The organism is Leucobacter alluvii (assembly GCF_039530485.1).
GTDB lineage: Bacteria > Actinomycetota > Actinomycetes > Actinomycetales > Microbacteriaceae > Leucobacter > Leucobacter alluvii.
This window is the reverse complement of record NZ_BAAAOP010000001.1, coordinates 197997-209998: the sequence shown is the minus strand read 5'-3', so window position 1 is coordinate 209998 and position 12002 is coordinate 197997. Positions and strand designations below refer to the sequence as shown.

Genomic DNA, 12002 nt, shown 5'->3' with positions numbered 1-12002 from the left:
CACCCCAACCCTCCCGTTCGAAAGGAACACCCATGTTCTTCACCCAGCGTCGCGTTCGCGCGGCTCTCGTCGCAGGCGCGGCATCCGCTGCACTGCTGCTCACGTCCTGCTCCGGCGGCGGCGGCACCTCGGATGAGGCGGCCAGCGACGGCCCCAGCTTCATCTACATCACGAGCGATCCGATCGGCCAGAACGAGTTCTTGAAGTCGGGCAAGGTCGGCATCGAATCGGTCGCCGAGACCTTCGAGGGCACCGCGAAGACCTTCGAATCGAAGGACGATGCGACGCGCCGTTCCAACCTGGAAGCCGCGATCGCCGAAGCTCCCGAGGTCGTCGTGATGCTCGGCTTCCAGTTCGGCGACGTCGCCAAGGAGCTCGCCGAGCAGAACCCGCAGCAGAACTTCATGCTCATCGACACGTTCGTCGAGGGCGCCCCCGACAACCTCTACCAGGCGACGTTCCGCGAGCAGGAGCCGTCGTACCTGCTCGGCATGGAAGCCGGGCTCCTCACCGAGGCGAACAAGGTCGGCTCGGTCATCTCGGTCGACAACGAACTGCTGAAGAAGTACTCCGACGGCTTCGCCGAAGGCGCCAAGAGCGTGAACGAGGATGTCGACACGGTGGCTCCGCAGGTCATCGGCGGCGACAACCCGTTCGCCGATCCGGCGCGCGGCAAGGAGCAGGCCCTCGCGTTCGCAGCGAGCGGCGTGGACGAGGTCTTCGCCGTCGGCGCTGCCTCGAACGGCGGCATCATGGAGGCCGCAGCTGAAAAGGGCTTCTCCGCCTACGGCGTCGACGCGAACCAGTGCCCGATCGCACCCGGGTCGGTCGTCGACGGCACGGTGAAGTCGGTCAACCGCGTCGTGGAGACCGTCGTCGGCGAGATCATGGACGGCAAGAGCTCGAAGGATGCGACGAGCTCCTTCGGCCTCAAGGAGGAGGGCATGACCATCGTCAGCCTCACCGAGGATGCCGCTGATTCGCAGTGCACGATCATGGAGCACCAGGATGTGCTCGATGAGGTGACCCAGGCGCGCGACGACATCGTCTCGGGCAAGATCAAGGTCACCGACCCGCTCGCATAACCCCCGGATCGCCGGTTGAGCCGAGCGCGCCGAAGTCGAGACCGTTTCGCAGTACCCTGGGTCTCGTCTTCCCGCGCTCGCTCAACCGGCGAGTTTCATGCACCACCAAGAAAAGGAACACGGATGGTCGCCGAAGTCTCGATGCGCGGGATCACCAAGCGCTTCCCCGGCGTACTCGCCGACGATCGCGTCGACTTCGAGGTCGAAGCCGGTGAGATCCACGCGCTCATGGGCGAGAACGGGGCGGGCAAGTCGATCTTGATGTCGCAGCTCGCCGGCGTCTATCAGCCCGATGAGGGCGATATCTACATCAGGGGCGAGCGACGAGAATTCTCCTCACCCCTCGACGCCATCGATGCCGGCATCGGCATGGTGTTCCAGTCGTTCAAACTCTTCCCGTCGCTCACCATCGCGGAGAACGTCGTGTTCCGCAGCGAGCCGAGGAAGCGCGGGCTCATCGATCGCGCAGAGGCGAACCGCGCCGTTGCGGAGATCGCCGAGCGCTACGGCCTCTCCCTCGACCCCGCGGCGCGAGTGGATTCCGTGCCGGTCGGCGTGCTGCAGCGCGTCGAGATCGTGAAGGCGCTCTACCGCGAGGCTCGCGTGCTCATTCTCGACGAGCCGACCGCGGTACTCACCCCGCAAGAGACCGAGCGCCTCTTCGACGTGCTCCGGGCGCTCAAAGCCGATGGACGCACGATCATCCTCATCACCCACAAGCTCGGCGAGGTCATGGCCATCTCAGACCGCGTCACCGTGCTGCGCGACGGGCGCAATGTGGCGCAACTCGTCACGGCCGACAGCTCTCCCGATGAGATCACCCGCCACATGACCGGTCGCGATGTCAACCTCGCCACCCCGCCCCCCGCGCACGCACCGGGCGACGTGGTGCTCGATGTTCGCGGATTGACCGTGCCGGGGTCGGGCGGGCGCGACGCCGTCTCGGATGCCAGTGTGTTCGTGCGCCGCAACGAGGTCGTCGGCATCGCGGGCGTCGCGGGCAACGGCCAGGTCGAACTCGCCGAGGCGATCATCGGCATGCGCAAGGCCGACGAGGGCACCGTGTCGGTCGTGGGACGCGATCTCAGCGCCTCGTCGATCGCTCAGCGTCGCGACGGCGGAATCGCCTATATCCCGGAGGATCGCCATGCCGTCGGCAGTGCCGGCGGTGCCGACGCGATCGACAACCTCGCACTCGGCCATCATCGGCGCGCCCCCCTCCTGAAGCGGGGCCTGCTCTCGCGATCGGCCATGCTCGAGCACTCGAAACGGTTGATCAGCCGTTTCGGCGTCAAGATCGCCGGCCCGACGACGCGGGTCGGCACGCTCTCCGGCGGCAACCTCCAGAAGGTCGTGGTCGCTCGTGAGCTCGACTACGGCTCTCCGCTGCTCATCGCCGAGCAGCCGACGCGCGGCGTCGACATCGGAGCGATCGAATCGATTCACCGCGAGCTCTGCGAGTACCGCGACACGGGTGGCGCGCTGCTCCTGATCTCCGCCGAGCTGAGCGAGATCATGTCGCTCTCGTCGCGTATCGTCGTGATGTTCGAGGGTCGCATCGTGGCCGAGGTGCCGAAAGCCGAAGCGAGCGAGGCGCTGCTCGGCCTCTACATGGCAGGGCACGCACCCGAGGAGCGCCATCGACCCGGATCGTTCGACGCGCTGCGCGACCGCACCGACGACGCTCCACGCCCTGATGTCACCGAGAAGGGGACCGCACGATGAATGCCGCACGCACAGCGGGTCGCTGGCTCGCAGGCCCCATCCCGGTATCGGTGGTGCTCGCCCTGCTCATCGGCGCCTGCTTCATGCTCATCGCAGGCGTCGATCCGATCAGCGGATACGTCGCGATGCTCCAGGGATCGTTCGGCACCGGTTCGGGACTCGCGAACACGCTCCAGCGCGCCGTTCCCATCATCGGTATCGGCATCGCGATCGCGGTCGCCTTCCGTGCCGGAGTGCTCAACCTCGGCACCGAGGGACAGGCCGGCCTGGGGGCGCTGACCGGCGGCATCGTCGCGGTCTACGTCCCTGGCCCGGCGATCCTCATCGTGCCGCTCGCCTTCATCGTCGCGATTGCGACCGGCGCGGCGTGGGGGCTCATCTCGGCGCTCCTCCAGAATCTGCTCGGGGTGCCGATCCTGCTCTCGACGCTGCTGCTGAACTACCCCGCTCGCTACTTCTCCTCGTGGCTGATCCGGTTCCAGTTGAACGACCCGAGCACGGACCTCGTCGCGACCCAGCAGCTGCGACCCGAGGTGCAGCTCGGCATGCTCGTGCCGAAGGATTCCTCCTTCGCCGAGACGCTGCGATCGACGTTCGGGCCCACGAGCCCGGTCACCGCGGTGCTCACCGGAGTCAACTGGTCGATCATCGTGCTCATCGTCGTCATCGCGGGCGCCGTCTTCGTGAATCGTCGCACCCGGTTCGGCTTCGAGTCGGGTCTCAGCGGCCAGAACGCGGAATTCGTGCGCTACGGAGGCGTGAAGCCGGGCCCGCTCGTCACGCGCACGATGGCGCTCTCCGGCGGCCTCGCCGGGCTCTTCGGCGTCATGCTCATCATCGGGGCCCCGAGCACCCGACTCATCGAGGGGTACTTCGTGCAGACGAACTACGCCTTCACCGCGCTGCTCGTCACGCTGCTGGCCCTCTACCGGCCCATCGGCACGGCCATCGCCGGTCTGTTCTTCGCGGCGATCATGGTCGGCAGCGATGCGATGGGACGCGAACTCGGGCTCTCGCCGCAGATCGCCGCCGTGATTCAAGCGCTCGTCATCGTACTGCTCGCGTTCCGCGTGGCGCTTCCCCGGTTCCGCAGACGCGGCTCAGCTGACGGAGCATCCTCGGGGCCGCCGACGGCCGAGCCGCCGTTGAACGAGGCGGCGATCGCCGAACCGCATGCTCCGGTGCCCGGTGCCGGCACCGAGACGAAGGAGTCGGATCGATGAACGTCCTCGAACTCTTCGACCAGGACCTCATCGGGTCCGTCCTCCGGTCGCTCATCCCGATCCTGCTCGCCGCACTCGGCGGCATGATCGCCGAACGGGCCGGCATCTTCAACATCGGCCTCGAGGGCATGATCCTCGTCGGCGCATTCGCCGGTGTCGCGGCATCGTTCTTCACGCACAGTTGGCTGCTCGGAGTGATCGTCGCCATGATCGCCGGGGCGCTGTTCTCGCTCATCCTGGGGTACGGTGCGGTCTACCGCAAGGGCGACCCGATCGTTCTCGCGGTCGCCATGAACATCCTCGCCGTCGGCATGACGAGCTTCCTCCTCGTCGCGATCTTCGACGTGCAGGGCGTGTTCCAGGATCCGGGCATCGTCGGCATTCCCGTGTGGCGCATCCCCGTGCTCGCCGACATCCCCTGGATCGGCCAGCTCTTCGCGCTGACACCGCTCGGGTACCTCGCGCTGCTGCTGGTGCCGACGCTCTGGATCGTGCTCTTCCGCACCCCCCTCGGCCTCCGTCTGCGCGGCGTCGGTGAACGCCCGCTCGCCGCGGCCACCATGGGCGTCGACCCGCAGCGGTACCAGCTGGGTGCCGTCATCGTCTCCGGCGCGCTCGCCGGGCTCGGCGGAGCGCAGCTCGCCCTCGGAAATGTGGTGCAGTTCACCGAGAACATGTCGGCCGGTCGCGGATGGATCGCCGTGGTCGCCGTGATGCTGGCCCGCGCACATCCCGTCGGAGTGCTCGGCGCCGCGCTGCTCTTCGGCTTCGCGGACGCCATCGGATTCCGCCTGCAGTCGTTCGGCCTGCCGCAGCAGTTGACCGATGCCGGCCCGTACGTCGTGACGCTCATTGTGCTCATCCTGCTCAGCAAGCGGTTCCGCAAGACCCGCGAAGCCGCGCTCGCGTGAACGCGTCGCCGGCGTCCCCCGCGCACCGCTCCGACACGCCTCCGCTCCCTGAGGAGGCGGCGCGCTGGGTCGAGCGCCTCTCGCTCGAACCGCTCGAGCACGAGGGCGGCCTCTTCCGCCGCATGCACCTCGACGACCACTCGAGCGCGATCTACTACCTGCTGGCCGACCCGGACTTCTCGGCGCTGCATGCTCTCGCTTCGGTCGAGGTGTACCACTGGTACGCCGGCGACCCGATGCGAGTACTCCTCCTGCACCCCGACGGCCGCGCCGAGGAGCGGCTGCTGGGCCCTGACCCGGATGCCGGCCAGCTGCCCCAGCTCGTCGTGCCGGCCGGCGTCATGCAGGGCTCCTCATCGCTCGGAGCGTGGAGCCTGGTCGGCACGACGATGTCGCCGCCGTTCGCGTGGAACGGATTCGCACTCGGCGAGCGCGACGCGCTGCGCGCGCGCTACCCCGACGTTTCGGACCGCATCGTCGCGTTGACGCGCTCAGAGCCTGCAGCGTCATAGGTCGCGCCGCCCTCTCCGCCTCCTCGTCGGGCGCGCGGGGCGAGCGGGGGCTGGTGATCCTCGCGGAACTGCCCCGTGGCGACGAGCACCGCCACCACGACCGCGATCACGATCCACCCCGATACCCCCAACGGCATGGCCAGCGCGGGATCGATCGGCGCATCTGCGGCCGCGAGCACCACGATCATGCCGGCAGAGGCGTTGAGCGCCCCGTGGCCGATCACTGCCGGCCATACCGACCCGCTGCGCAGTCGCGACCAGGCGAGCAGCGCGCCCCACGCCACGCAGCCTCCGGTCATGAGAGCGACGCCCCGCCAGTCGGTGAGCCCGAAGTTGTACCCGAGCAGGATGAGGGGCGAGTGCCAGAGCCCCCAGATCACCCCGGTGATGACGATCGCCGGCGAAGTGCCGAGCGGACGCAGCGCCGTGAGCAGCCATCCCCGCCATCCGATCTCCTCCCCGAACGCCAGCAGGCTGTTCGCGAGGCCGCCGATCGGCACGAGCAGCACCTGCAGAGCGACGAGCCATCCGAGCGGCGGCATGCTCTGCTGTGCGAGCTCGGCGAGCTCGGCGTCGAGCGAGGCGAACTGCGCGTCGAGGGTCGCCTGGAAACCGGAGAAGTTCACGAGGTCGAGGCGCGCCCAGCCGAACAGCACCGATACGCCGACGGCGGCCAGCACGACGATGAGCGGCGCGACGAGTGCTGCGACCGTGAACCAGACGACCCGGCGCGCCGGGCGCAGGGGCCACATGCCGAGAAAGCGGAGGCGCTCCCGTCGCGGCGCACGCATCACGAAGAGCGCCACCGCGGTTGCGATCGCCGGGGTGAACATCATCGCTGCCGCGAGGAGGCCGAACCACAGCGTGTATGCGTCGGCGTCGGTGCCCATGCGCCAGAGCGGCATCGCGATCAGCCAGGCGAGACCGAACGACAGCACCACGAACATGGCGACCGCCGCCCACGGCACCCGCTCGAGGCGGTCCGCCCGATCTGAGCTCCCGACCCGGCCTGCCGTCGCCGCCCTCACCCGTTTCACATCCACCACGTGCTCCTTCCGTCCGCCAGTCACCCTAGCTCACGGGCGATCCGCGCGGCCACGACACCGGGAGGGGCAGGCAGGAGGGCGGATCGAGGCCGCGCCCGCCCGACCGACTAGAAGGCTGCGATACCCGTCAGCTCGCGTCCGATGACCAGCTGGTGCACCTCGTCCGTGCCCTCGTAGGTGCGCACCGACTCGAGGTTCGCCATGTGGCGCATGACGGGGAACTCCGAGGTGATGCCGTCGCCGCCGAGAATCGAGCGGGCGGCACCGGCGATCTTGATGGCCTCGCGCACATTGTTCAGCTTGCCGACGGAGATCTGCCCGTAGGTGAGGTTGCCAGCATCCTTCAGACGCCCGAGGTGCAGTGCGAGCAGCAGGCCCTTCTGGTACTCGAGGAACATGTCGGCGAGCTTCGCCTGGATGATCTGCTTGCCTCCGATGGGCGCACCGAAGACCTCGCGGGTCTGCGAGCGCTCGACTGCGACCTCGAGGCAGGATCGGGCCGCGCCCATGACGCCCCACGCGATGCCGTAGCGCGCCTCGTTCAGGCATTTGAACGGCGACGAGAGCCCCTTCGAGCCGGGGAGGATCGCATCGGCCGGAATGCGCACGTCTTCGAGCACGATCTCGGTCTGCAGCGAGGCCCGCATCGACAGCTTGTTCTCGATCGCGGTGGCGGTGAAGCCGGGGGTGTCGGTCTCCACGATGAAGCCGCGCACGATGCCCTCGTCGTCCTTCGCCCAGATGACGCCGAGCTGCGCGATGGTGGCGAGGCCGATCCAGCGCTTCTTGCCGTTCAGCACCCACTCGTCGCCCTCGCGTCGCGCGGTCGTCAGCATGGTGTTGGGGTCGGAGCCGCCCTGCGGTTCGGTGAGCCCGAAGAAGCCGATCGCTTCGCCGCGGCCCATGAGCGGCAGCCAGCGCTGCTTCTGCTCTTCCGAGCCGAACTTGTAGATCGCACCCATCGCGAGCGAGCCCTGCACGGAGAGTGCGGTGCGGAAGCCGGAGTCGACCGCCTCGAATTCCATGGCGACCAGGCCGTAGGCGACGGAGGATGCGCCGCGCAGGCCGTAGCCGTCGAGGTACATGCCGAACGCCCCGAACTCGCCGACCTCGGGCAGCAGTTCCACGGGGAGGCGGCGATCTTCGAAGGCCTGGTCGATGATGGGGCGAATGCGCGTCTGCGCGAACTCACGGGCTTTGAGCTGCCACTCGCGCTCTTCCTCGGTGACGAAGTCGGCGACGTCGAACAGCTGATCGATGGTGGTGGTCATGGTGCTCCTCGGGGAAGGTTCGGGCGAAGGGGTGAGAATGGGGTGCGTTTACCGCGGGAGCCAGCTGGCGTCCTGGTGCTCGCCGATGCCCGGCGGCGGCACCTCGTAGCGGGCCGGCGTCTCCGAGAGCGAGATCGGCGTCGCCACGGAGCGCACCGTCTGCTCGGAACCGTCGGGAGCCGTCGCCGCGGTCGCCGCGACCGGTTCCAGGCCGAGTGATTCGGCGAGGTCGAGTGCCTGCGCGATGGAGTTGACACGGCCGGCGGGGATGCTGGCGGCAGTGAAGGCGGCGATCCAGTCGGCTGCGGATCGCTCCCTCAATGCCGTCTCGAGCTCTGTGCGCAGCTCGACCCGGTGTGCGACGCGCTGCGGGTTCGTGGCGAAGCGATCGTCACGGGCGAGTTCGGCGATGCCGAGTACGTCGCAGAGCCGCGCGAACTGCCCGTCAGTGCCGACGGCGAGGGCGATCGACTGATCGGCGGCGGCGAAGGTCTCGTACGGCGCGATCGACGGATGCGCGTTGCCCATTCGGCCGGGCGCGACGCCCGTCTCGAGGGTGGAGGACGCCTGGTTCGCGAGCGCCGAGAGCAGCGATCCGAGCAGTGTGACTTTGACGTGCTGGCCGCGACCGGCGGTGGGAGACTCCGCGGAGTCGCGAGCGCGGAGCGCCGCCTGGATCCCGATCACGGAGTTGAGCCCGGTGAGGATGTCGACGAGGGCCACGCCGACCTTGGTCGGCTCTCCCCCGGCGTCGTCGGCCTGGCCCGTGATGCTCATCAAGCCGCCGACGGCCTGCACGAGCAGATCGTACCCCGGGAGGTCGCGCCCCTCGGTGTCGCCGAATCCTGAGATCGAGCAGAACACCACTCCGGGGTTCTCGGCCGCGACGGCGTCGTATCCGAGGCCGAATCTCTCCATCGTGCCCGGCTTGAAGTTCTCGATGACGACGTCTGCCGTGCGGGCGAGTTCGCGTGCGCGAGCGAGCCCTGCTTCGTCGCGCAGATCGCAGACGACGGAGCGCTTGCCTCGGTTGACCCCCGCGAAGTAGGTGCTCTGCCCGACCGCGTTGACCGGAGGGTTCCACTGGCGGGTGCCATCGCCCTCCGGGCTCTCGATCTTGATGACATCGGCGCCGAGATCGGCGAGGATCATCGTCGCGTGCGGACCGGCCAGCACTCGCGAGAAGTCCGCGACGCGGATGCCGTGGAGGGCCCCCCGCGGCACGCGTTCGGTGGACTCGTTCTCGTGCCTCGGCTGCCCGGTGCCCGTCATCGGTGCGCTCCTCATCGTCTGCTGCTCGTGCGGGGGCGGAGCGGACGTCGGTGCGGTGCGCCGTTCCCGTACCGCCAGTGTAGGCGCAGGCCTGCCCGCTGCCCGCGGCAGGCTTGCATATCCCAACGTGGGTGACCTGTGCAAGAATCGCATCATGGTCGCCTTCTCGCAGCTCCTCGCGATACCCCACCTGCACCTGCGCCTCGTGCAATCGGGCGCGGGCGATCCCACGATCACGTGGGTGTCGAACACCGAGCTGCTCGACCTCGGTTCGTACCTCGAAGGCGGAGAGATCGTGCTGACCACCGGGCTCGCCCTCGCACACGACGACCGCCGGTGGCGCGACTTCGTCGCCGGCCTCAATCGGGCGCGCGTCGCCGCCATCGGTTTCGGGATCGGAGTCAATCACGAGCGCATCCCGAAACCCCTCGTCCAGGCGGCGAGTGCGTACCGGGTCGCGCTCTTCGAAGTCCCGCTTCCCGTCCCCTTCATCGCGGTGAGCAAGGCCGTCGCCGAGCTGTTGCGCGCTGACGATCTCGGTGCTGCGCGCGGGGCACTGCAGGCCCAGCAGCGCCTGCTCGAGGGCGCGCGCGGGGAGCAGCAACCCGCCGAGGTGCTCGCGAGCCTCGCTCAAGCGACCGGCAAGCACCTCGCGCTGCTGGGATCCGACGGCGGCACGCTTGCGGCCACCGCCGGATTCGCCTCCGCTGCGGAGGCGGCCGAGGCCGAGGTCATCGACCTCGACGCCGGCGGCCGTTTTCAGCTGGCCATCGCGGGCGGGTCCCCGCTCTCGGCGGAGGGGCGCTCGATCGTCGCAGCGGGCGCCATGGTGCTCGGCCTCGCCCTGGGCGAGAACCGAGCCGAGAATGCCCGAGAGCGGGAGCGATGGGAACGATTGACCGCTGCGCTCCTCGCGCGGGGCTCGGCCGTCCAAGGTTTCGGGATCCTCGCGCCCGGTCTCGAGCCCCCGGATCGCGTGCGCGTGCTCGCCGTGCAGGGCACGGCGGAAGATCTGGCATCGTGGCGCAGGAAGCCGCGTTCGGGTCTCGACCGGCTCGTCGCCCCCAACGATGCCCCGGCCCCCGCGCCGGGCGTCGGCCGCGCCTGGCAGATCGTCGACGACCACCCCGGAGCGCTCGACACTGCACTCGCGACCGCCGCGTCGTGCAACCTCGATGTCGTCGTCGGCCGCCCCTCACCGCTCGCAGACGCCGTGCAGAGCCGGCGGTCGGCGGCGGGCCGATTGCGCGCCCTCTCCCCCACCGCACCCCTCTACACGGCGCCGCGGGTGCCAGCGGTCATCTGGGCGGATCGCGATACGCCGATTCTCGAAGCCCTCCTGGAGCTCGACGCCGCAGACGCCCGCGACGCCGCAGGGTCTGATGCGGGCACGGGCGCGGCGGGATCCGGCGCCGCACCGATGTCGCAGCGGGTACTCGGCCCGCTCTCCGAGTCATACGACGCGCTCGCCCCGGATGCGATGAGCGCCGAGGATCGCGCCATGCTCCGCGAGACGCTCCATGCGCTCTTCGCCGCGAACGGTCAGCGAGGCCCAACGGCGGCAACCCTCGGGATCCACCGCAACACGCTTCGCGATCGCGTCGCCCGCATCGAGCGCGTGACCGCCCGCTCCGTCAGCGATCCCGACGACCGGGCGGAGCTCTGGATCGCGCTGCGACTCGAGGCGGCCGTCGCGCCGGAGCGGTCTCAGTAGAGGAGGAACTGAGCGGTGCCCGTGCCCTGCGTTCCAGCGGCGGTGGCGCGGAGGTGATACGACGCGCCGCCAGCGGCGACCGGATCGCGGGAGATGTCGCAGGTCTCGGGGCTCGACCGGGTGCGATCCCAGGGAATCGCCTCGGTGTCGAGTGGCTTGCCGGGTTCGAGGATCACGGCGAGGTGCTCCGCGTTCTCCTGGCAATCCGCCGACCGCCACACCTCGTCATCACCGCTGACGATGACGAACTGCAGGTTCGCGCTGCCGAGGTCGGCGGAGCACGGCTCCTCGCCGGTGTTCTCGACGCTGAGCGAGAGCTGAGGCAGCTCACCCGCGGCGTAGTCCCCCTTGTCGGTCGCCGGGGCCACCGAGAACTGGCCCGCGCTGCAGGCTGCGACGTCGCCGTCTCCGGCGCCGTCGGCGTCGTCGGAATCGGGTGCCGGGGATTCGACGAGGTCTTCGGGCACTTCGACCTCGCCCGCGCTGGCCACGCCCCCGCTCGACCCCGGTCGCACGATGATCAGCACGACGACCGCGACCACGGCGAGCAGCACCAGCAGCACGATCAGCCGACGGCGGACGTACACCTTGCGGTCTTTCGGCCCCACCGGATCCCTCAGTGTCGACATGGCGTCAGCGTAGCGGCGTTCGCGCCCTACAGGTGCTTCAGCATGCGCGTGTTGCCCAGCGTGTTCGGTTTCACCCTCGCCAGGTCCAGGAACTCCGCGACGCCCTCATCGCTCGAGCGCAGCAGCTCGGCGTACACCTCGGCGGCGATGAGCTCGGTGTCTTCGCTCATGCGCTCGAAGCCGTGCTTGCCGAAGAACTCGGTTTCGAACGTGAGGCAGAAGAGCTGCGCGAGTCCGAGGGAGCGTGCTCGTTCTTCGAGCGCGGTGAGCAGGAGATGCCCCACCCCCCGCCCGAGCAGCGCTTCGGCCACCCCGAGCGTGCGCACCTCGCCCAGCTGCTCCCACATGACGTGCACGGCTCCGTACCCCACGACGGCGTCGTCGACGTCGACCGCGACCAGGAACTCCGGCACGGCGGCGTAGAGATCGACGAGGTCCTTGCCGAGAAGAATGCGTCTCGCGACGAGCGGCTCCATCAGTGCGACCATCTGCGGCACGTCTCCCGTGCGCGCGCTGCGGATGCTGATCTCAGGTGCGGCGCTCATCGTTCCAGTCTACGCCCGGGGTGCCCGCGCCCCGCCTCGCGGCGTGCGCTCCCGCAGACGCAGAAGGGG

The 12002-nt window shown here is 69.2% G+C and carries 11 protein-coding genes; 6 read left to right on the top strand and 5 right to left on the bottom strand.

What is annotated here, in order from left to right; all coding sequences use genetic code 11:
• Positions 1-32: 32 nt before the first annotated feature.
• From ABFX18_RS00970 to ABFX18_RS00950, 5 genes are all read left to right on the top strand, one after another.
• Positions 33-1085, top strand: coding sequence for a BMP family ABC transporter substrate-binding protein (locus tag ABFX18_RS00970; RefSeq protein ID WP_090150926.1), 1053 nt, complete (start codon positions 33-35; stop codon positions 1083-1085).
• Between the two features lie 123 nt (positions 1086-1208).
• Complete coding sequence (locus tag ABFX18_RS00965; protein WP_346057077.1) at positions 1209-2810, top strand: ABC transporter ATP-binding protein; 1602 nt, start codon at positions 1209-1211, stop codon at positions 2808-2810.
• Entirely contained in the window at positions 2807-4033 is a 1227-nt protein-coding gene (locus tag ABFX18_RS00960) for an ABC transporter permease (RefSeq protein ID WP_200331361.1), read from the top strand. The genes ABFX18_RS00965 and ABFX18_RS00960 overlap by 4 nt, the downstream gene beginning before the upstream one ends.
• Positions 4030-4944: an ABC transporter permease gene (locus tag ABFX18_RS00955; RefSeq protein ID WP_090150938.1), complete on the top strand. Its 915-nt coding sequence runs from the start codon at positions 4030-4032 to the stop codon at positions 4942-4944. Before ABFX18_RS00960 ends, ABFX18_RS00955 begins: the two co-directional genes overlap by 4 nt.
• Positions 4941-5456, top strand: a complete 516-nt coding sequence (locus ABFX18_RS00950; RefSeq protein ID WP_346057076.1) for a cupin domain-containing protein — start codon at positions 4941-4943, stop codon at positions 5454-5456. The genes ABFX18_RS00955 and ABFX18_RS00950 overlap by 4 nt, the downstream gene beginning before the upstream one ends.
• Here ABFX18_RS00950 and ABFX18_RS00945 read toward each other — a convergent pair.
• From ABFX18_RS00945 to ABFX18_RS00935, 3 genes are all read right to left on the bottom strand, one after another.
• Positions 5396-6499, bottom strand: a complete 1104-nt coding sequence (locus ABFX18_RS00945) for a CPBP family intramembrane glutamic endopeptidase (RefSeq protein ID WP_346057075.1) — start codon at positions 6497-6499, stop codon at positions 5396-5398. The genes ABFX18_RS00950 and ABFX18_RS00945 overlap by 61 nt on opposite strands.
• A 110-nt stretch (positions 6500-6609) precedes the next feature.
• The gene (locus ABFX18_RS00940; protein WP_090150945.1) at positions 6610-7773 is read right to left on the bottom strand and encodes an acyl-CoA dehydrogenase family protein; all 1164 of its coding nucleotides are present in this window, start codon (positions 7771-7773) and stop codon (positions 6610-6612) included.
• A gap of 48 nt (positions 7774-7821) precedes the next feature.
• Entirely contained in the window at positions 7822-9045 is a 1224-nt protein-coding gene (locus ABFX18_RS00935; RefSeq protein WP_346057074.1) for a CaiB/BaiF CoA transferase family protein, read from the bottom strand.
• A 154-nt stretch (positions 9046-9199) separates the two neighbouring features.
• On the opposite strand from ABFX18_RS00935, the gene ABFX18_RS00930 reads away from it, so the two are divergent.
• Positions 9200-10759 (top strand): PucR family transcriptional regulator, encoded by a 1560-nt coding sequence (locus tag ABFX18_RS00930; protein WP_346057073.1) that lies wholly within the window; start codon positions 9200-9202, stop codon positions 10757-10759.
• Here the strand turns inward: ABFX18_RS00930 and ABFX18_RS00925 are convergent.
• Complete coding sequence (locus tag ABFX18_RS00925; protein WP_346057072.1) at positions 10753-11388, bottom strand: hypothetical protein; 636 nt, start codon at positions 11386-11388, stop codon at positions 10753-10755. The genes ABFX18_RS00930 and ABFX18_RS00925 overlap by 7 nt on opposite strands.
• Positions 11389-11414: 26 nt before the next feature.
• Positions 11415-11933: an amino-acid N-acetyltransferase gene (locus ABFX18_RS00920; protein ID WP_090150960.1), complete on the bottom strand. Its 519-nt coding sequence runs from the start codon at positions 11931-11933 to the stop codon at positions 11415-11417.
• Between the last annotated feature and the right edge of the window lie 69 nt (positions 11934-12002).

Coding starts and splice junctions, on each gene's coding strand:
- ABFX18_RS00970 (WP_090150926.1), top strand. CDS start 33: ATGTTCTTCACCCAGCGTCGCGTTCGCGCGGCTCTCGTCGCAGGCGCG.
- ABFX18_RS00965 (WP_346057077.1), top strand. CDS start 1,209: ATGGTCGCCGAAGTCTCGATGCGCGGGATCACCAAGCGCTTCCCCGGC.
- ABFX18_RS00960 (WP_200331361.1), top strand. CDS start 2,807: ATGAATGCCGCACGCACAGCGGGTCGCTGGCTCGCAGGCCCCATCCCG.
- ABFX18_RS00955 (WP_090150938.1), top strand. CDS start 4,030: ATGAACGTCCTCGAACTCTTCGACCAGGACCTCATCGGGTCCGTCCTC.
- ABFX18_RS00940 (WP_090150945.1), bottom strand. CDS start 7,773: ATGACCACCACCATCGATCAGCTGTTCGACGTCGCCGACTTCGTCACC.
- ABFX18_RS00935 (WP_346057074.1), bottom strand. CDS start 9,045: ATGACGGGCACCGGGCAGCCGAGGCACGAGAACGAGTCCACCGAACGC.
- ABFX18_RS00930 (WP_346057073.1), top strand. CDS start 9,200: ATGGTCGCCTTCTCGCAGCTCCTCGCGATACCCCACCTGCACCTGCGC.
- ABFX18_RS00925 (WP_346057072.1), bottom strand. CDS start 11,388: ATGTCGACACTGAGGGATCCGGTGGGGCCGAAAGACCGCAAGGTGTAC.
- ABFX18_RS00920 (WP_090150960.1), bottom strand. CDS start 11,933: ATGAGCGCCGCACCTGAGATCAGCATCCGCAGCGCGCGCACGGGAGAC.